The sequence below is a fragment of the Pseudomonas sp. FP2300 genome (assembly GCF_030687595.1).
Taxonomy (GTDB): Bacteria; Pseudomonadota; Gammaproteobacteria; order Pseudomonadales; family Pseudomonadaceae; genus Aquipseudomonas; species Aquipseudomonas bijieensis.
The window spans coordinates 5,812,264-5,831,409 of record NZ_CP117440.1 but is presented as its reverse complement, the minus strand read 5'-3'; the positions used below and the strand labels follow the sequence as shown (position 1 = coordinate 5,831,409).

18 protein-coding genes are annotated in these 19,146 nt (G+C 62.5%); 9 read left to right on the top strand and 9 right to left on the bottom strand.

The features are described 5' to 3' along the window. Nucleotides 1–474 precede the first annotated feature (474 nt). The 5 genes from PSH86_RS25910 to dksA form a co-directional block, all read right to left on the bottom strand. Complete coding sequence (locus tag PSH86_RS25910) at nucleotides 475–1,908, bottom strand: sigma-54 dependent transcriptional regulator (RefSeq protein WP_116833466.1); 1,434 nt, start codon at nucleotides 1,906–1,908, stop codon at nucleotides 475–477. 22 nt (nucleotides 1,909–1,930) lie between these two features. Continuing rightward, nucleotides 1,931–4,885 carry a sensor histidine kinase gene (locus PSH86_RS25905; RefSeq protein ID WP_163856611.1) on the bottom strand — a complete coding sequence of 985 codons (2,955 nt, stop codon included), beginning with the start codon at nucleotides 4,883–4,885 and terminating at the stop codon, nucleotides 1,931–1,933. Continuing rightward, complete coding sequence (locus tag PSH86_RS25900) at nucleotides 4,869–5,045, bottom strand: hypothetical protein (RefSeq protein ID WP_003176118.1); 177 nt, start codon at nucleotides 5,043–5,045, stop codon at nucleotides 4,869–4,871. The genes PSH86_RS25905 and PSH86_RS25900 overlap by 17 nt, the downstream gene beginning before the upstream one ends. A 77-nt stretch (nucleotides 5,046–5,122) precedes the next feature. Then, the gene (gene gluQRS, locus PSH86_RS25895; protein ID WP_305485840.1) at nucleotides 5,123–6,010 is read right to left on the bottom strand and encodes a tRNA glutamyl-Q(34) synthetase GluQRS; all 888 of its coding nucleotides are present in this window, start codon (nucleotides 6,008–6,010) and stop codon (nucleotides 5,123–5,125) included. Nucleotides 6,011–6,165: 155 nt separating this feature from the next. Next, complete coding sequence (dksA, locus tag PSH86_RS25890) at nucleotides 6,166–6,609, bottom strand: RNA polymerase-binding protein DksA (protein ID WP_109756347.1); 444 nt, start codon at nucleotides 6,607–6,609, stop codon at nucleotides 6,166–6,168. Between the two features lie 350 nt (nucleotides 6,610–6,959). Here dksA and PSH86_RS25885 point away from each other — a divergent pair, with 350 nt between their 5' ends. Then, nucleotides 6,960–8,132 (top strand): pyridoxal phosphate-dependent aminotransferase, encoded by a 1,173-nt coding sequence (locus tag PSH86_RS25885; protein ID WP_109756346.1) that lies wholly within the window; start codon nucleotides 6,960–6,962, stop codon nucleotides 8,130–8,132. After that, on the top strand, nucleotides 8,132–8,887 hold the full coding sequence (sfsA, locus tag PSH86_RS25880; protein ID WP_305485833.1) for a DNA/RNA nuclease SfsA: 756 nt from the start codon (nucleotides 8,132–8,134) through the stop codon (nucleotides 8,885–8,887). The genes PSH86_RS25885 and sfsA overlap by 1 nt, the downstream gene beginning before the upstream one ends. Here the strand turns inward: sfsA and PSH86_RS25875 are convergent. Further along, complete coding sequence (locus tag PSH86_RS25875) at nucleotides 8,843–9,160, bottom strand: Rieske (2Fe-2S) protein (protein WP_109756344.1); 318 nt, start codon at nucleotides 9,158–9,160, stop codon at nucleotides 8,843–8,845. The genes sfsA and PSH86_RS25875 overlap by 45 nt on opposite strands. A gap of 194 nt (nucleotides 9,161–9,354) precedes the next feature. Between PSH86_RS25875 and PSH86_RS25870 the strand changes: the two genes are divergently transcribed. The 4 genes from PSH86_RS25870 to PSH86_RS25855 are packed head-to-tail and all read left to right on the top strand — an operon-like array spanning nucleotide 9,355 to nucleotide 12,905. Further along, entirely contained in the window at nucleotides 9,355–10,233 is an 879-nt protein-coding gene (locus PSH86_RS25870) for a hemin ABC transporter substrate-binding protein (protein ID WP_305485829.1), read from the top strand. Between the two features lie 50 nt (nucleotides 10,234–10,283). Beyond that, nucleotides 10,284–11,267, top strand: a complete 984-nt coding sequence (locus tag PSH86_RS25865) for an iron ABC transporter permease (RefSeq protein WP_162893923.1) — start codon at nucleotides 10,284–10,286, stop codon at nucleotides 11,265–11,267. Continuing rightward, nucleotides 11,267–12,034, top strand: coding sequence for a heme ABC transporter ATP-binding protein (locus PSH86_RS25860; RefSeq protein ID WP_305485826.1), 768 nt, complete (start codon nucleotides 11,267–11,269; stop codon nucleotides 12,032–12,034). Before PSH86_RS25865 ends, PSH86_RS25860 begins: the two co-directional genes overlap by 1 nt. Before the next feature lie 22 nt (nucleotides 12,035–12,056). Continuing rightward, nucleotides 12,057–12,905: a ChaN family lipoprotein gene (locus tag PSH86_RS25855; RefSeq protein ID WP_305485823.1), complete on the top strand. Its 849-nt coding sequence runs from the start codon at nucleotides 12,057–12,059 to the stop codon at nucleotides 12,903–12,905. A gap of 240 nt (nucleotides 12,906–13,145) precedes the next feature. On the opposite strand, the gene PSH86_RS25850 is transcribed toward PSH86_RS25855, so the two are convergent. From PSH86_RS25850 to PSH86_RS25840, 3 genes are all read right to left on the bottom strand, one after another. Further along, nucleotides 13,146–13,418 carry a TfoX/Sxy family protein gene (locus PSH86_RS25850; protein ID WP_232201597.1) on the bottom strand — a complete coding sequence of 91 codons (273 nt, stop codon included), beginning with the start codon at nucleotides 13,416–13,418 and terminating at the stop codon, nucleotides 13,146–13,148. Nucleotides 13,419–13,650: 232 nt separating this feature from the next. Continuing rightward, a complete protein-coding gene (locus PSH86_RS25845; protein WP_063324353.1) occupies nucleotides 13,651–13,992 on the bottom strand; it encodes a pentapeptide repeat-containing protein in 342 nt (113 codons plus the stop codon). A gap of 91 nt (nucleotides 13,993–14,083) precedes the next feature. Further along, a complete protein-coding gene (locus tag PSH86_RS25840) occupies nucleotides 14,084–15,640 on the bottom strand; it encodes a bifunctional aminoglycoside phosphotransferase/ATP-binding protein (RefSeq protein WP_109756339.1) in 1,557 nt (518 codons plus the stop codon). A gap of 116 nt (nucleotides 15,641–15,756) precedes the next feature. Between PSH86_RS25840 and mrcB the strand changes: the two genes are divergently transcribed. Genes mrcB through PSH86_RS25825 form a run of 3 tightly spaced genes read left to right on the top strand, consistent with a single transcriptional unit; the run spans nucleotide 15,757 to nucleotide 19,140 of the window. After that, complete coding sequence (gene mrcB, locus PSH86_RS25835; protein WP_109756338.1) at nucleotides 15,757–18,075, top strand: penicillin-binding protein 1B; 2,319 nt, start codon at nucleotides 15,757–15,759, stop codon at nucleotides 18,073–18,075. A gap of 16 nt (nucleotides 18,076–18,091) precedes the next feature. Beyond that, complete coding sequence (locus PSH86_RS25830; protein WP_003205617.1) at nucleotides 18,092–18,811, top strand: M48 family metallopeptidase; 720 nt, start codon at nucleotides 18,092–18,094, stop codon at nucleotides 18,809–18,811. Beyond that, complete coding sequence (locus PSH86_RS25825) at nucleotides 18,811–19,140, top strand: YqcC family protein (protein ID WP_116833458.1); 330 nt, start codon at nucleotides 18,811–18,813, stop codon at nucleotides 19,138–19,140. Before PSH86_RS25830 ends, PSH86_RS25825 begins: the two co-directional genes overlap by 1 nt. Nucleotides 19,141–19,146 lie beyond the last annotated feature (6 nt).

The following is a 19,146-nucleotide window of genomic DNA, read 5'->3' as shown; positions in this document are numbered from 1 at the left end:
TGAGTGCCCGCGCCACGAGGTTTTCCCTTCGTGACCCTCCCAATCGGGAGTCAAGAGCAAACGGATTGCTTTGGTCGCTGTGTTGCAGTGATCTGTCGATCCAACCAGTTCAGGCACCTGTCTTGAGACAGTTTTTATTGTTCTCGGCCTGGTTGTGGGGCAAGCCCCAAATACAACGCCTCTCCAAAAGAATCAGTTAGCTGCGCCTCTCGCCGTCTTGTTTTTATTGTGCGTGAGTCGATTCGTCTTATTTTTATTGTCTTTTGCATTGCTTGTTATTGTTCTTGTACCAAAGCTATAGCAGGGTGCGTGCCAACTTTTGCGAAACCCAGCGAAACCGGGGGTTCTATGGTTATAGCCATTTTCCCGGGGCGAAAAAAAGCCGGGGTTTCGTTACCGTAAACCCCGGCTTCTGTTACGTGAAAAAGACTGGGGTAACAGTTTTTTCACATTCAGAGGTGTTACCCCCACACCTCAGCTTTCGCTGGTCGCCCCGGTCTTGCGCCGTGGAATCCCCAGGCGCTGGCGACGTTCCCACAGGCACTTGCGGCTGACGCCCAGCTTGCGTGCCAGTTCGGTCTCGGTCATGTGGTCCTGGTGCTCGAGCACGAAGTGCTGGAAGTAGTCTTCCAGGGACAGGTCTTCAGTGGGTTCGTGGCTGGTGTTGTTGGCGGCGCCGCCCTGTTGCGGGGCCAGGCCGATGAATTCTTCGTCGTCCAGGTCACTCAGCTCGATGTCGATGCCCAGCAGGTCGGCAGAGATTTCCGGGCTCTCGCACAGGATCACTGCCCGCTCGACTGCGTTTTCCAGCTCTCGAACGTTACCCGGCCAGGCGTAGTGACGAATGGCTTGTTCAGCGTCCGGGGCGAACTTGAGGTCGGTGCGGTTGACCCGCGCACTCTGGCGGGCCAGGAACGCCTGGGCGATTTCATTGACGTCCGCGCCACGCTCGCGCAGGGGAGGCAGCTTCAAGGCGATGACGTGCAAGCGATAATACAAGTCTTCACGGAACTGGCCGATCTTGGCCAGGCTCTTGAGGTCTCGGTGGGTGGCCGCGATCAGCCGGACGTCGACCTTTTGCGACTGCACCGAGCCGACCCGGCGGATTTCGCCTTCCTGAAGGACCCGCAGCAATCGTGCCTGGGCTTCCAGTGGCAGCTCGCCGATTTCATCGAGGAATAACGTGCCGCCGTCCGCCGCTTCCACCAGACCGGCACGTCCGGCGCTGGCACCGGTGAACGCGCCTTTTTCGTGGCCGAACAGTTCGGACTCGATCAGGCTTTCCGGAATCGCCGCGCAGTTCACCGAGATCATCGGTGCCTTGGCCCGGCGTGACAGATTGTGCAGGGCCCGGGCCACCAGTTCCTTGCCGGTACCGGATTCGCCCTGGATCAGGACATTGGAGTCGGTGGGCGCCACTTTGCGGATCTTGCCGTACAAGTCCTGCATGGGCGGGCAGGAACCGATGATGCCGATTTCGCCATTGCTGTTGCTGGCGCCGGCTTTCGCCGAGGCGCTGGCCTTGCCGACGGGTTCCGCCGGGTTGCTGGTCGCCGCCTGTCGGTCGCGCAGGATGCGGGCCACGGCCTGGAGCATCTCGTCGTGGTCGAACGGCTTGGCGATGTAGTCCACCGCGCCCATTTTCATGGAGTCGACCGCCGAGCGCAGGCTGGCGTAACTGGTCATGATCAGCACGGGGGTGCCCTGGCCGAGCTTGATCAGCTCGGTACCCGGGGCGCCAGGCAGGCGCAGGTCGCTGACGATCAGGTCAAACGTGGGAATGCTGAAACGCTCTTGTGCTTCCTGCACTGAACCGGCTTCGCTGACCTGGTACTGGTTGCGTTCCAGCAGGCGGCGCAAGGCGGAGCGGATAATTGTTTCGTCTTCGACGATCAAAATGTGCGGCATTGATTCGATTCTCTCGACGGTCTCAGTTCACAGCGGACGTCGCTTCGACATGACGCGGCAAGGTCACCCGGATACGGGTGCCGCGTTGGCTTTGTACATCGGCCGGGCTGTCGATGGTGATTTGTCCATAATGCTCTTCAACGATGGAATAGACCAGTGCGAGGCCCAGACCGGTGCCTTCGCCAGGATCCTTGGTGGTGAAGAAGGGTTCGAACAATCGGTCCATGATGTTCTGTGGGATTCCGCTGCCTTCGTCTTCGACGATCAGGTCGACCGTGTGTTCGAAGGCTTCGCTCTTGACCCGCACCGCGCTGCCGGCCGGTGAGGCGTCCCGCGCGTTGGATAGCAGGTTGATCAACACCTGGGCGAGCCGCTGGGGGTCGCCATCGACCCAATGTTCCGGGTCGCACAGGTTGAAGAATTGCACTTCGAAATTGCGCCGGTTCAGCGCCAGCAGACCAATGGCATCCTGGGCCACTTCGGCCAGACAGACGGGCTCGTCATTGTGCTGGTGACCGCCGGCATGGGCGAAGCTCATCAGCGACTGGACGATACGCGACACGCGCTTGGTCTGTTCGAGGATCTGGCCGCTGATTTCCGTCAGCTCGCCGTCGTCCTCGCGCTCTTCGCGCAGGTTCTGCGCCAGGCAGGCGATGCCGGTGATCGGGTTGCCGATCTCGTGGGCCACCCCGGCGGCCAGCCGGCCGATGCTTGCCAGCCGTTCGGAATGCACCAGCTTGTCTTCAAGCATCTGCGTGTCGGTGAGGTCTTCCACCAGCAGCACCAGGCCGCTGTTACCGGGTGCCAACGGCTCGTCGATGGCCGCCTTGTGCAGGTTCAGCCAACGGGTCTGGCCGTCGAGGGCCAGGTGCTGTTTGTGCAAGTGCTCGTCCGGCAGGTCGATGAAGCCTTGCAGCAAGCCTTTCCACGGTTCACCCAAGGTGCTCAGGCGCGAACCGACCACGCGTTGGGCGGCGATCCCGGTCAGTTCTTCCATGGCTTTGTTCCACATCAGGATTTCCTGGTCCTTGGCCAGGGAGCACACGCCCATCGGCAGTTCCTGCAAGGTCTGGCGGTGGTAACGGCGCAAGGCGTCCAGTTCGGCGGCCAGGCCCGTGAGCCGCGAGTGGTAATCCTCGAGGCGGCTTTCGATGAAGTGGATGTCTTCGGTGACATAGTTTTCGCCGCCGGCCTTGTAGGGCAGGAACGTCTCGACCATGTCCTGGGCCACGCTGGGGCCCATCAGGCCGGACAGGTTGGCTTCGATCCGGTCCCGCAGGCGACGCAAGGCATACGGGCGGCGTTCATCGAAGGGCAGGTAGAGGTCGCGCAGGGCCTGTTCGACTTCCTTTTGCGCGGCCTTGGCGCCCAGGGGTTTGGCCAGTTGCGTGGCGAATTCCTGGGGCGAGGCGGCGTGCAGCTCGCGTCGCTGCGGGCGGCGGACGTTGTCCACCGCACAGGCTTCGGCGGCGCTGGCCTCTTCGCTGCTGGCGTTGGTGAACAGTGAGATCAGGGTGAACATCAGCACGTTCGCCGCCAGGGAGGCGATGGCCGCCATATGCCAACTGGTGTCGTCGAGCACGTAGATCATATTCAACAGCGGAATATAGAAGCCCTGCAGGTTGCCCATCAGTGGCAACAGCATCGCCACCAGCCACACCAGGATCCCGGCCAACAGGCCGGCGATGAACCCGCGGCGGTTGGCGGTTGGCCAATACAGCACCGACAACACGCCTGGCAGGAACTGCAAGGTAGCGACGAAGGCGACGATGCCCAGGTTGGCCAGGTCCTGTCCGTCACCCAGCATCAGGTAGAAGCCATAGCCGGCCATGATGATCGCGACGATCAGCGCCCGACGCGTCCATTTCAGCCAGCGATAGATATTGCCTTCGGCCGGTGGCTGGTAGAGCGGCAGCACCAGGTGGTTGAGAGCCATGCCCGACAGGGCCAGCGTGGTGACGATGATCAGGCCGCTGGCCGCCGAGAGGCCGCCAACGTAGGCCAGCAGCGCCAGGGCCTTGCTGTTGGCGGCGATGCCGATGCCGAGGGTGAAGTACTCCGGATTGGTGCTGGCGCCCAGTTTCAAGCCGGCCCAGAGGATCAGCGGTACCGCCAGGCTCATCAGCAGCAGGAACAGCGGCAAGCCCCAGCTCGCGCTCACCAGCGAGCGCGGGTTGAGGTTTTCGGTAAAGGTCATGTGGTACATGTGCGGCATCACGATGGCCGATGCGAAGAACACCAGCAACAGCGTGCGCCACGGCCCTTCCTGCAAGGGCGTGTGCAGGGCGGCGAGGGCGGTCTGGTTCTGCAGCAGCCACAACTCAAGCTGCTGCGGGCCATCGAACACGCCGTACAAGGCATAGAGCCCGACGCCGCCAATGGCGATCAGCTTGATCACCGACTCGAAGGCGATGGCGAACACCAGGCCTTCGTGCTTTTCCCGCGTGGCAATGTGCCGGGAGCCGAAGAAAATCGTGAACAGGATGATCAGCGCACAGAAGCTCAACGCCACCCGGTGCTGTACTGGCTCGCGGGTCAGGATGCTGATGGAGTCGGCCACGGCCTGGATTTGCAGGGCCAGCAGCGGCAACACCCCGACCAGCATGAAGATCGTGGTCAGCGCACCGGCCCAGGTGCTGCGAAAACGAAAGGCGAACAGGTCGGCCAGCGACGACAGTTGGTAGGTGCGGGTGATTTTCAGGATCGGGTAGAGCAACACCGGCGCCAGCAGGAACGCGCCCGATACACCGAGGTAACTGGAGAGGAAACCATAGCCGTACTGGTAGGCCAGCCCGACCGTGCCATAGAACGCCCATGCGCTGGCATAGACACCCAGCGACAGGGTGTAGGTCAGCGGGTGGCGGATGATCGCCCGGGGGATCATGCCTCGTTCGCTGATCCAGGCGACACCGAACAGCACGGCCAGGTAGGCGGCGCTGATCAGGATCATCTGGGTCAGGCTAAAGCTCATCGGCATCTTTTTGGCTCTGCAGGATGAAGGTCACGACAATCAGGATCAGCCAGAGCAGGTAAGGCCGATACCAGGCACCCGTGGCATCGATCCACCAATCCATGATGGCCGGGGAGAACAGATAAATCCCCACTACCAGGAGCAGGACCAAGCGATAGATATACATCCCGGCCTCTCTAATTTATGCGCGTGCCCGAAAACGTGCGGCGATGGTAACGGATGGGCGCCAAGCTGCAAGGGCCGTCAACGTATTTGCGCTTCGGGCAGGCTCAGTGTGCGCGGGATCTTGCCCGCGTCCCAGTGGCGAATGCCCCAAGCCAGCAGTTCCCGTGGGCTGGCATCGACCAGTTCGAGGCCCGGTTGCTGGCCCAGCGCGCGCAACGCCCGTAACAGCAGCGGTGTGGCCTGGTCGGCCGCCAGGGGCGGTGAACGATAGGATTTGCCCAGCTTGTGCCCGTCGGGCTGGGTGATCAACGGCACGTGCAGGTAACGCGGTTGTGGCAATCCGAGCAATTCTTGCAGGTAGAGTTGGCGTGGCGTGGAGTCCAACAGGTCGGCACCGCGCACGATATCGGTTACCCCCTGCCAGGCGTCGTCGAGGACCACGGCCAGTTGATAGGCGTAGAGCCCGTCGCGGCGGCGGATCACGAAATCGCCGACCTCACGGCCCAGGTGCTGGCGGAACTCGCCCTGGACCCGGTCGGTAAAGTGATATTCAAGTTCGGGGACGCGCAGGCGGATGGCGGCGTCCTCGGTGTCATGCCCGGCGTTGCGGCACAGGCCCGGATAAATGCCCTGGTACGGCTCCAGTTGTTTGCGCGAGCAGGTGCAGGCGTAGGCCAGGCCCTGGCTGAACAGCCGGTTGATGACCTGGTCATAGGCAGCATGGCGCTCGCTCTGGCGGACCATTTCGCCGTCCCACTCAAACCCGTAGCTTTCCAGCGCCTTGAGAATCGCCGCTTGTGCGCCCGGTTCCTCCCGGGGTGGGTCGAGGTCCTCCATGCGCAGCAGCCAGCGCCCGCCCACGGCCCGGGCATCCAGGTACGACGCCAGGGCGGCGACCAGCGAGCCGAAATGCAAGTGGCCGCTGGGGGTGGGGGCGAAGCGGCCGATGTAGGGGGTGATAGTCATAGGGAAATATTACTAGCTTGGATCTGGCAGAAGCGCATTTGTGGGAGCGAGCAAGCCCGCTCCCACAGGATGTCGCAAGGTTCAGGATGGTGGTCAGGTGCCGGAAACAAAAAACGGAGCGTATGAACGCTCCGTTTTTGTCACAGCCCCGGCGATTACTTGCCGACCTGTTTTTCCTTGATTTCCGCCAGGGTCTTGCAGTCGATGCACAGGTCGGCGGTCGGGCGGGCTTCCAGGCGGCGAATGCCGATCTCGATGCCGCAGGACTCGCACCAACCGTATTCTTCGTCTTCGATCAGTTGCAGGGTTTTGTCGATTTTCTTGATGAGCTTGCGTTCGCGATCACGGGCGCGCAGTTCGAGGCTGAACTCCTCTTCCTGACTGGCACGGTCGGCCGGGTCCGGGAAGTTGGCCGCTTCGTCTTTCATGTGATCCACGGTGCGGTCGACTTCCTGCATCAAGTCCTGTTTCCACTTGTTCAGGATCTTGGTGAAGTGCGCGCGCATGGGGGCGCCCATGTACTCTTCGCCAGCTTGCGGGACGTAAGGCTCAAACCCGCTGAGCGTGTTATTTGGGTTTTGCTTTGCTTGGGTGGGCATGAATGGACCGCCTCTACTCTTGTAATCCACTACGCAGGATTGCTCCATCACCGACACCTGCCGGCCCTGCGGCTGCAAGCGGGCGAACTTACCAGATCAAATCGGGCCGCGCTACTCCCGGTTGTCGAGCCTGCGGCGGCCGGGGTCTGTAGAACGTGGCTGGGTTCGCTTCGGTGGGGATGTAAACCTGCTCAATGCTTGATTCTAGTCAAGCCTGGGCCAATCGCGGGAGTCATTTCCTGCAATTCACGGCCTCAGACCGCTTTCGGTTCGCGCTCGTTCCCGCAGTTGTTTCTGACTTGGCGGGAGAGTTGGGTAGAATCGGTTCTTTTTTTCCTGAAGGAAGGCCAATGGCTCAGCCCTACAGTGCGCGCAGCCGCGCCATCGAACCTTTCCATGTGATGGCGCTGCTGGCCCGTGCCAACGAGCTGCAGGCCGCCGGGCATGACGTCATCCACCTGGAGATAGGCGAGCCGGACTTCACCACCGCCGAGCCGATCATCCAGGCCGGTCAGGCTGCGCTGGCGGCGGGCAAGACCCGCTACACCGCGGCCCGCGGCATTCCCGAGCTGCGCGAGGCCATCGCCGGTTTCTACGATCAGCGCTATGGGGTGGAGATTGATCCGCGACGCATCCTCGTGACCCCAGGCGGATCCGGCGCGTTGTTGCTGGCCAGCGCCTTGCTGGTGGACCCTGGCAAGCATTGGCTGCTGGCCGACCCCGGTTATCCGTGCAACCGTCATTTCCTGCGCCTGGTCGAAGGTGCGGCGCAATTGGTGCCCGTGGGGCCGGAGGTGCGTTACCAATTGACGCCGGACCTGGTGAACCGGCATTGGGATCAGGACAGCGTCGGTGCGTTGGTGGCCTCGCCGGCCAACCCGACCGGGACGATTCTCACTCGGGACGAACTGGCGGGGTTGTCCAAGGCCATCAAGGGCCACAACGGTCATCTGGTGGTGGACGAGATCTATCACGGCCTGACCTACGGCACCGATGCCGCCAGCGTGCTGGAAGTCGACGACGAGGCCTTTGTCCTCAACAGTTTCTCCAAGTATTTCGGCATGACCGGTTGGCGGCTTGGCTGGCTGGTGGCCCCGTCGGCGGCCGTCGGCGAGCTGGAAAAGCTCGCGCAGAATCTCTACATCAGTGCGCCGAGCATGGCCCAGTACGCCGCCCTGGCCTGTTTCGAACCCGCGACCATCGAGATCTTCGAGCAGCGGCGGGCCGAGTTCGCCCTGCGCCGTGACTTTCTACTGCCGGCCTTGCGTGAATTGGGCTTCGGTATCGCGGTGGAGCCGGAAGGGGCGTTCTACCTGTATGCCGACATCAGCGCGTTCGGCGGCGATGCCTTTGCGTTCTGCCAGCACTTCCTGGAAACCGAACACGTGGCCTTCACGCCGGGGTTGGATTTCGGCCGCCATCAGGCCGGCCACCATGTGCGTTTCGCCTACACCCAGAGCCTGCCGCGGCTCCAGGAAGCGGTGGCGCGAATCGAACGTGGACTACGGAGTTGGCAAGGCTGATGCATTTTTCTCCTGCGTTGGAAGAAGGTCGCTTGATTCGGCGTTACAAGCGTTTTCTTGCGGATATCGAGACCGTTCACGGCGAACTGCTCACCATTCACTGCCCGAACACCGGCTCGATGCTCAATTGCATGGCTGAAGGCGCGCGCGTCTGGTTCAGTCGTTCCAGTGATCCCAAGCGCAAGCTGCCCGGTACATGGGAAGTCGGCGAAACGCCTCAGGGGCGGCTGGCCTGCATCAATACGGCGCGGGCCAATGCCTTGATCGAAGAAGCCCTGCGCGCCGGGGTCATCAGCGAATTGAACGGGTTTACCGGGCTCAAGCGTGAAGTGGCCTACGGTCAGGAAAACAGCCGTATCGATTTTCGGCTGGACTACGAAAACAGTTCGGCCTGGGTCGAAGTCAAAAGCGTCACGCTGGGTTTCGATGGCACCAACGTGGCGGCATTTCCCGATGCGGTGACCCTGCGCGGAGCCAAGCATCTGCGCGAACTCGCCTGCCTGGCCCTGGAAGGCGCGCGGGCGGTGCAACTGTATTGTGTGAACCTGAGCGGTATCGAAGCGGTGCGCCCGGCACAGGAAATCGACCCGGTGTACGCCGCCGCCCTGCGTGACGCGGTGGCGGCGGGTGTGGAGGTGCTGGCCTATGGGGTCACGCTGACGCCCGAGCAGATGTGGGTCGACCGCGCGTTGCCGGTGTTGCTCGAGCCGCTAGAGCTGGACCCAGATGCCATGCTCGTCCTCCCGGCTGTCTAGGGCCGCCAGGAACTGGCCGGCGCAGGGCCCGGCCACGCATTCACCGCTTTCGATCAGGAACAGCGCGCCGTGAGTGGCGCACTGGATCAGGCTGGCGCTGGGGTCGAGGAACTGGTCGGGTTGCCATTCCAGCGGCACGCCACGGTGCGGGCAGCGGTTGAGATAGGCATACACCTGGCCGGAGCGCCGCACGGCCAGCACCTTGCGCCCATCCAGATCGAAACCGCGACTGCCGTTGTCGGGCACTTCGGCGGCGGTACAAAGAAACTTCATGGGTATCTCTATATTTGTGTTGAAAAGTCCCCTGTGGGAGCGAGCAGGCTCGCTCCCACAGAGGTTCATGCCACAGATGTCTATGCTTGACGGTCAAATGAAAACAATTATCAAATGGCGCCATCCTTCGCAGATGGGGGAGGATACTTGGCCATGCCCGCTCCTGCGAAAAACTTCTTTGAGGACGCTGCCTGATGCGCCTGAACATCCGCTTTGTTGCGCTCTGTGTCGCACTGTTGATCAACCAGGGGGCCCGCGCGGACGAATTGCCGCAACGTTGGGTCAGCGCCGGTGGCGCGTTGTCGGAGTGGGTCAGTGCGTTGGGGGGCGAGTCGAAGCTGGTGGGCGTGGACACCACCAGCCAGCATCCCGAATCCTTGCGGGCCCTGCCCAGTATCGGCTATCAACGACAGCTGTCGGCGGAGGGGGTGCTGAGCCTGCGTCCGCAGATCCTGGTGGGCACCGAAGAAATGGGGCCGCCGCCGGTGCTGGCTCAGATTCGCAACGCAGGCGTGCAGGTCGAACTGTTCTCGGCCACGCCTGATCTGCCTACCCTCCAAGGCAATTTACGTCATTTAGGGCAGTTGCTGGGGAGTGAAGCCCAGGCCGCGCAGTTGTTTCAAGGTTATCACCAGCAGTTGGACCGGCAAGCTGCCCGGGTGCGCGAAGTCCAGCTCAAGCAAAAGGCTCCCGGCGTGTTGCTGCTGGTGGGAAGTTCCGGCGGCAAGTTAATGGTGGCCGGCAAGGACACCGTCGCTGACTGGCTGTTGCAGCAGGCCGGGGGCCGCAACCTGGCGACCCACGGTGGCTACAAGTCTTTTTCCGTGGAGAGCCTGGCCGGCCTGAATCCTGAAGTGCTGGTCTTTGCCGACCGTGCCTTGAGCGGCGAAGAAGCGCGCGCGGCGCTGTTCAAGGAAAACCCGATTCTGTCCTCGACCCGAGCCGCCAGGGATGGGCGCGTCATGGAGCTGGACCCGACGCTATTGGTGGGTGGGCTGGGTCCACGGTTGCCACAAAGCTTGGAGAAACTGACGGCAGGGTTCTATCCGGCTGTGTCGGCCACGGCGCCATGACTTCGTTGGTCAAACCTCGCACCTTGTTCATCGGCCTGAGCCTGTTGTGTCTGCTGGCGACCTGGTTGTCCCTGGCCCTGGGGCCGGTGAGCTTGCCGCTGCTCGACACCTTGCGCGCCGCCGCGCGCCTGCTGGGTTTGCCGGTGGCTGCCGATGGTCTGGAGCAGGCCGAACTGATCCTCGGCCAGATCCGTTTGCCGCGTACCTTGCTGGGGTTGGCGGTGGGCGGGGTGTTGGCATTGTCCGGTGTGGCGATGCAGGGGCTGTTTCGCAACCCATTGGCCGACCCGGGGCTGGTGGGCGTTTCCAGCGGTGCGGCACTGGGCGCCGCGTTCGCCATTGTCGGTGGCTCGGCGTTGGGTGGGTTGCCCGAAGCCTTTGGCCCCTACGTGTTGTCATTGTGTGCATTCCTCGGTGGGCTTGGCGTTACGGCGCTGGTCTATCGTCTGGGGCGACGTAATGGCCAGACCCATGTCGCGACCATGCTCCTGGCCGGTATTGCCCTGACCGCACTGTCCGGTTCGGCCGTCGGCCTGTTCACCTACCTGGCGGACGACGCGACCCTGCGCACCCTGACGTTCTGGAACCTGGGCAGTCTCAACGGCGCCAGCTATGCGAGGTTGTGGCCGCTGTTGCTGGTCAGCTTTGGTGTGGCGCTCTGGTTGCCTCGGCGGGCCCGGGCGCTCAATGCGCTGTTGCTGGGGGAGTCCGAAGCGGCCCATTTGGGCGTCGACGTCGAAGGCCTCAAGCGTGAACTGGTGTTTTGTACGGCGATGGGGGTTGGCGCGGCGGTGGCGGCGGCGGGCATGATCGGTTTTGTTGGGCTGGTGGTGCCACATCTGGTGCGACTGGTGGCCGGCCCTGACCACCGTGTGTTGTTGCCCGCCTCTGTGTTGGCGGGTGCCAGCCTGTTGCTGTTCGCCGATCTGGTGGCGCGCCTGGCACTGGCCCCTGCGGAATTGCCGATCGGCATTGTCACGGCCTTCATCGGGGCACCGTTCTTCCTTTATCTATTGGTGCGAGGGCGCGCCTGATGCTGCGAGCGCAGAACCTGCACATTCAGCGTGGCCGGAAAACCGTGCTGGCGGACATCGATCTGCTGCTCAACCCCGGCGAAGTGCTCGGTGTGCTCGGGCCCAACGGTGCGGGCAAAAGTACCTTGCTGGCGGGCCTGTGCGGCGAGTTGCGCCCGGCCCAGGGGCAGGTCTGGCTCGATGACCGGCCACTGGCCCAGTGGCACGGTGCCGAGCGTGCCCGTCGCCTGGCGGTATTGCCGCAGTCCTCGACCCTGGATTTTGCCTTCCGTGTCGAGGAAGTCGTCGGCATGGGGCGCCTGCCGCACCAGAGTGGTCGGCTGCGTGACGAGCAAATCGTCGCCGAGGCGCTGCAAGCGGCAGATGCTGCACATCTGCACGGTCGCAGTTACCTGGCGTTGTCCGGTGGCGAGCGCCAGCGGGTACATCTGGCGCGGGTATTGACGCAGTTGTGGCCGGGTGAGGCAGGGCAAACCCTGTTGCTGGACGAGCCGACCTCGATGCTCGACCCGCTGCATCAGCACACCATCCTCCAGGCGGTGCGTGAGTTCGCCAGTCGCGGCGCCGCCGTGCTGGTGATCCTGCATGACCTGAACCTGGCGGCGCGTTACTGTGATCGTCTGTTGCTGCTCGCGTCCGGTCGCCCAGTGGCCCTGGACTCGCCCCGGCATGTGCTGCGCCCGGAACCGCTCAAGGCGGTGTTTGGCCTGGACGTGTTGGTGCAAGACCATCCGGAGCGCGGGCATCCATTGATCATTGCCCGTTGAGGGCACCCTTGAGGATACCGACGTGCGCCTGCTCCTGATTCTGGCATTGAGTGTACTGACGGCGTGCCAGAGCATCGCACCGCCCCCGCTTGGCGGACGAATCCGTGATTTGCACAATGGCCAGGCCGTGACGCCCCAGGCGTTGATCGAACGCCTGGCAAAGGCGCCTCGGGTGGTGATGGGAGAACGGCACGACAATCGCGATCACCATGCACTGCAGGTATGGCTGCTCCAGGCTTTGGCCGGGCAGCGGGCCCAGGGCAGCCTGTTGCTGGAAATGCTCACCCCCTCCCAACAGCCACGCGTCGATTCGGTCCGCCAGTTACCCGCCTTGCCAACGGACCTGCCCGAGGCGCTGGCCTGGTCGCCCGGCTGGGATTGGAGCCTGTACGGGCCCGTGGTCGAGTTTGCCCTGGCGCAACGTTATCCGTTGCTGGCCGCCAATCTGGACGCCGCCGAGATCCAGCGTTTCTATCGAAACCCACCCACCTTGATGGGCGCTCGCTCCAATGCGGCCACAGTCAAGGAGGAGTTGTTGGGGCAGATCCGTGAATCCCACTGCGGTTTGCTGCCGGAGTCGCAAATGCCAGCGATGCTGGCTGTGCAGCAACAGCGTGACCGCCGCATGGCCGAACGCCTGCTGCAAGCGCCGACACCGGCATTGTTGTTCGCCGGTGCCTGGCATGCTCGAAAGGATGTCGGTGTGCCGCTGCATGCAGTGGATCTTGGTGCCAGCGAGGCACCGATCGTCCTGATGCTGGCCGAGGAGGGCAGTGACGTAACATCGGCCATGGCGGATTACGTGTGGTACACGCCGGCCATGCCACCACAGGATTACTGCGCGCAGATGCGTGAACACGCCGGAAAATGATCTTCTACAGGTGATTTTTCTACAGGCAAAAAAAGACCCGGCAAAAGCCGGGTCAAATAACCGTGATTAGCCTGATGAGGAGATATCTGAGAGTCCGAACCAAGGGCTGTTCAAATATCGACCAGTCTCGCGACCGGATGTGGTAATCATAGCGATTCTCATTACCATGTCAAACATTGTTTTTCGATTCGCGGAAATAACCTGGTCGGTTATGGCGCCATTCGACAAAACAAGAGGCAGTCAGGCTTTATTACGCGTCGAAATGGCGTCCAGCTGCTTGTTCAGGGCTTCCTTGCGTTCGGCGGGGATGTCGTTCCAGTGCACATCCATCAATGCGCCTTCGATGGCGTACAGCAACACCTTGGATGCCCGGAAGCCGCGCGTGCGCACGGCCCGATAAGCGTCCACCGCACCAAGCCGGCGTAAATCCGAGGCGCTGTGAATGCCGACGGCGTGCAGCCACTGGGCTGATGTCTTGCCCAGATTCTTCAGGTGTTGCAGTTCATCATTCATCGAGCCTCCTTGCGACGGCCGACTGGTGCATTGGGCAAGCTTCTGAGCAGTGTAGCGGTCAGTAGGAAAAGCGTGATTCTTTGGTGGGATTCGATGCAAAAGCTTCTAATGCATTACGCACGATAGGGGGAGCGTGCGGCACGGTGCATCGTCCAGCGCGGGCGGGGGCGCTGGAGCTCAGTTCGGACTGTGGTGGGTTCGCCGCATGTCGGCTTACCCGGTTTCCACCGTATCAGCGGGTGCGATAGCGCAGGCGGGTGCCGAAGTTCATCGACATCAGGATCTCGTCCGCAGACAGTTCGGGCGGGAAGTAGGCGCCGGATATTTGCGCATGGGCCAGGCTCGCACCTTCCAGTGACGACTTGCGAAAATCGATGCCTCGCAAATCGGCGGAGCGAAAGTAGGCGTCGCTGAAGTCAACGTCATCCGCGTTCAGTTCCCGCAGATCGAGGCCTCGAAAGTCGCCGCCGCGCATGTCGACCGGACCTTGTGGGCGTTCGCTGTTGAACCCGGCGATATCGTCTTTGCGCAGCAAGGCATAAAGCGGGGTATTGAGAAGCTTGGGAAGGCTCATTTCATATCACCTGTTGGTTTTATGACGCCAGTATAGTGCCACTATTTGGTGGCCGTGAAGCCGGGCATCGCTTCACGGCCCAAATAGTTACCTACAGGCCGGGCAGGCGCTGGCGGATTTGCGCGACCACGACGTCGAGCGTGCCGCTTTCATTGGTTTGGACTCGTTTGCTGCAGAGGATTTCCGCCGGAGTAAGGGCTTCACGGCTGGACTGTTGGGCAGCAATGACCGCCAGGTTCGCATCGGAAGGGTCGTTCTGGTCGGCCTGGCGCTGGGCCAGCCGGCTTTCGATGACCGCTTGCGGTGCGTCGCAGTCGAGGATCAGGAACGGGGCGCCGGTGGCCTCGGCGATTTTCGCCGCGGCGTCGCGCTGATCGTGCTTGAGGTAAGTGGCATCGATCACCACCGGGAAGCCGGCGCGCAGGATCACCGCGGCGATTTCATGCAGGCGGGCGTAGGTGGCGTTGCTGGCGTCGTTGTTATAAATGCCGGCCTGTGGGGCGTTGGGCACCTGTTGCTGGCCGAACAGGCGCTTGCGCTCTACATCCGAACGCAGGCGAATGGCGCCCAGCGCCTCTACCAGACGCATCGCGACATGGCTTTTGCCGACGGCCGAAACACCGTGGGTAATAGCCAGGAAGCGCGACGGAATGGTGCTGTAGCTTTCGGCCAGGTTGGCGTAGTTGCGGTACTGGCGCAGGGTGGTGGCGCGCTGCACCGGATCGGCTTCGGCGGGCATGCTGAACAGCGCGACTTTTGCCCGGACAAGGGCGCGATAGGCTTTATAGAAGTTCAGCAACTCCAGGCCCTGGTAGTCACCGGTCAGTTCCAGGTACTGGCTGACGAAGCGCCGCGCCAGCGACTTGAGGCCGCGGTCCTCCAGGTCCATCGCCAGGAACGCGGTGTCGGCGTAGACGTCGGTGAAGCGGAACGGTTCGTTGAACTCGATGCAGTCGAAGATCACCACCTTGCCGTCGATCACGGTGGCGTTGCCCAGGTGGATATCGCCGTGGCATTCGCGGATGAAACCTTCGGCCTTGCGTTGGGTGAACAACGGCTTGAGGCGTTCGAAACTGGTCTCGGCCCAGGCTTGCAGCGCTTCGAGTTGCAGCAGGTCGGCCTTGTCGTTGAGGAATGGGCGGATCTGTTCGAAGTTCTGCAGCACCGGAGCCATCACGCTTTGCGGGGTGCCGGCGTCGTTCTCGGCGGGTACCTTGGGCGTGGAGAGGTGGAACCGGGCGATTTGCGCGGCCATCTCATCGATGTGCGTGGTGGTCAGTTCGCCGTTGGCTTGCAGCGTGCTGAGCAGTTGGCTTTGGGGGAACTGGCGCATTTTCAGGGCGTATTCGATGGCTGGGCCGTCGCCACCCAGTTGCGGCGCTTCGGCGCTGCCGGTAATCGGCAGGACGTCCAGGTACAGGTCCTGGGTCAGGCGCTGGTTCAGGCGCAACTCCTCGCCACAGAAATGTTTGCGCGCCTCGAGGCTGGTGAAGTCGAGGAAACCGAAGTTGACCGGCTTCTTGAATTTGTAGGCGTAGGGCCCGGTGAGCAATACCCAGGAAATGTGGGTCTCGATGACCTGGAACCCTTCGACGGGATGCGGGTAGAGGGCCGGGTTTTGCAGGGCAGCGATCAGGGATTGGCTCACGGGCGGTCCTTCAGAGACTGGAAAATTCAAGGCCGTCATTATGGCCGTAAGCGACGTTAACGCAAACCTCGTCGGGCTCATGTTGAACCGCGGCAAAGTGCGTATAATCCGCCGCCATGACTCGTACCCGATCCCCCCGTACCCCCAAGAAACCACCCGCCAGCCGCCTGCGGCCCTGGCTGGGCTGGGCCCTTAAACTCAGCCTCGTGGGCCTCGTCGTGCTCGCCGGTTTTGCGGTCTACCTCGATGCCGTGGTCCAGGAGAAATTCTCCGGCAAGCGCTGGACCATTCCGGCCAAGGTCTATGCCCGGCCGTTGGAGCTGTTCGTCGGACAAAAACTGAGCAAGGATGATTTCCTGACCGAGCTCGATGCCTTGGGGTATCGCCGTGAAAGCGTGGCCAATGGCCCGGGTGCGGCCTCGGTCAATGGCAATACCATCGATCTCAACACCCGTGGCTTCCAGTTCTATGAAGGCATGGAGCAGGCGCAACCGGTGCGGGTGCGTTTTTCCGGCGATTATGTCGCTGCACTGACCGGCGCCAACAATGCGAGCCTGTCGGTGGTGCGCCTCGAACCGCTGCTCATTGGTGGCTTGTACCCCAAGAACCTCGAAGACCGGATCCTGATCAAGATCGACCAGGTGCCGCCGTTCCTGCTCGATACGCTGATCGCCGTCGAAGACCGCGACTTCTATCATCACTTCGGCGTCTCGCCCAAGTCGATTGCCCGGGCCGTCTGGGTCAACACGTCCTCGGGTCATATGCGCCAGGGCGGCAGTACCCTGACCCAACAGTTGGTCAAGAACTTCTATCTGACCAACGAGCGCAGCCTGACCCGCAAGCTCACCGAAGCCATGATGGCGCTGTTGCTGGAGCTGCATTACGACAAGCAGGAGATCCTGGAGGCCTACCTCAACGAGGTATTTATCGGCCAGGACGGTCAACGAGCGGTGCACGGTTTCGGCCTTGCCAGCCAGTTCTTCTTCAGCCAGCCACTGTCCGAGCTCAAGCTGCACCAGGTAGCGTTGCTGGTGGGCATGGTCAAGGGGCCGTCTTCCTACAACCCGCGGCGTAATCCGGAGCGTGCCCTCGAGCGGCGCAACCTGGTGCTCGACCTGCTGCAACAGCAAGGCGTGGCGACCGCCGAGCAAGTCGAAGCGGCGAAAAAGATGCCATTGGGCGTGACCAAGCGTGGCAGCCTGGCGGACAGTTCCTTCCCCGGCTTCATGGACCTGGTCAAGCGTCAGTTGCGCGAAGACTATCGCGACGAAGACTTGACCGAAGAAGGCCTGCGCATCTTCACCAGTTTCGACCCGATCCTGCAGATGAAGGCCGAAGCCTCGGTCGAAGACACCTTCAAGCGGCTGGGCGGGCGCAAGGGCGCTGACGAAGTCGAAGCAGCCATGGTGGTGACCAACCCGGAAACCGGCGAAGTGCAGGCCATGATTGGTAGTCGCCAGGCCAGTTTCGCCGGTTTCAACCGGGCCCTGGACGCGGTGCGCCCGATTGGCTCGCTGATCAAGCCGGCGGTTTACCTCACCGCCCTGGAAAAACCGAGCCAGTACACGCTGACCAGTTGGCTGTCGGACGAGACGTTCTCGGTCAAGGGCGCTGATGGCCAGGTCTGGAAACCGCAGAACTATGATCGTCGTTCCCACGGCACGGTGTTCCTGTACCAGGGCCTGGCGCATTCCTACAACCTGTCGACGGCTCGCCTCGGGTTGGAGGTCGGCGTGCCGAACGTACTCAAGACCCTGGCGCGCCTGGGGGTGAGTCGCGAGTTCCCGGCGTTCCCATCGATGCTGTTGGGGGCTGGCGGCCTTACGCCGATCGAGGTGGCGGCCATGTACCAGACGCTGGCCAACGGCGGTTTCAATACGCCGATGCGCGGGATCCGCAGCGTGCTGACCGCCGATGGCGAGCCGCTCAAGCGTTATCCGTTCCAGATCCAGCAGCGTTTCGATCCGGCCTCCATTTATCTGATCCAGAGCGCCATGCAGCGGGTCATGCGCGAAGGGACCGGCAGTTCGGTCTATAACGTGTTGCCCCGGACCTTGAACCTGGCGGGCAAGACCGGCACCAGTAACGATTCGCGCGACAGTTGGTTCGCCGGCTTCAGCCAGGATCTGCTGGCGGTGGTCTGGCTCGGCCGGGATGACAACGGCAAGACCCCATTCACCGGTGCCACCGGTGCGTTGCAGGTCTGGACCAGTTTCATGCGCAAGGCCGACCCGTTGCCGCTGGACATGCCACAACCGGACAATATCGTTCAGGCCTGGGTCGATTCGCGCACGGGACAAGGCTCAGATGCCAATTGCCCGGGCGCCGTGCAGATGCCGTATATTCGCGGCAGCGAGCCGCCACCCGGTGCTGCCTGTGGCGGCACGAATCCCGCCGAATCGGTGATGGATTGGGTCAAGGACTGGATGAATTAAGCAAAGAGGGTTTCAAGTGAACAAGTGGTTGATTCCAGCGGTAACGGCCGTGGCTTTGCTCAGTGGTTGCTCTACCGTACAGCGCGGTTCGATTCCGGTCGTAGACTCCGGCACCGCTGTTTCCAACAGTGAGCGGGTCTCGGCCAACGGCGGTTTCCGGCAAACGACGGTGAAGCGGCCGGCGCAGGGCCAGGTCCAGGCAATTCCCCAGGGCGACACCGGTGTCGTCGTGATGGTGCCCGGTGGTGGCGCGACGACCTCGGCACCGATCAGCAGCACGCCGATCACGCCGGGCCCGATTACCCCGGGCCCTATCGAGACTTCGCCGATCGATCAGGGCAGCTACAGCATGCCTTCGACGCCGAGCAGCATTCCGTCGGCGGGCGCCGGTGGGTTGTCCGCCGATGAGCAACTGGACGGCCCGGTGTTGGCCTTGCTGACCACGGCGCAACAGCAACAGGCCGGAGGTGACCTCAACGGTGCCTCCTCCAGCCTGGAACGTGCCCAGCGTGTGGCGCCGCGCGAACCCCAGGTTCTGTATCGCCTGGCCCAGGTGCGCATGGCCCAGGGCGATGCGCCGCAAGCCGAACAACTGGCCCGGCGTGGCCTGACATTCTCCAGCGGTCGTCCGGCGCTTCAGGCCAGCTTGTGGGAATTGATCGCCCAGGCTCGTGAGAAACAAGGCGATTCCGCTGGCGCGGCGTTGGCCCGTCAGAAGGCCAAGGTTTCGCTCTGATGGATACGCGTTTTCCCCAGATCGCCGATCAGTTGTTGCTGATCGAGCGGGAACTGCGTGTCCAGGGCTGGTGGAGCGACGTTTCGCCTTCGGCGCAAGCGTTGGCCAGTGTCGAGCCGTTTGCGGTCGACACCCTGGACTTCGAGCAATGGCTGCAATGGATTTTCCTGCCGCGGATGAAAACCATCCTGGAAAATGACCTGCCGCTGCCCAACGCCTCGGGCATCCTGGCCATGGCTGAAATGGTCTATGCCCAGCGGCCAGGGCAGGGCGTGGCGCTGCAGCGGCTGTTGGCGCAGTTCGATCAGATGATCAGTAACGTCGGCTGACCGACG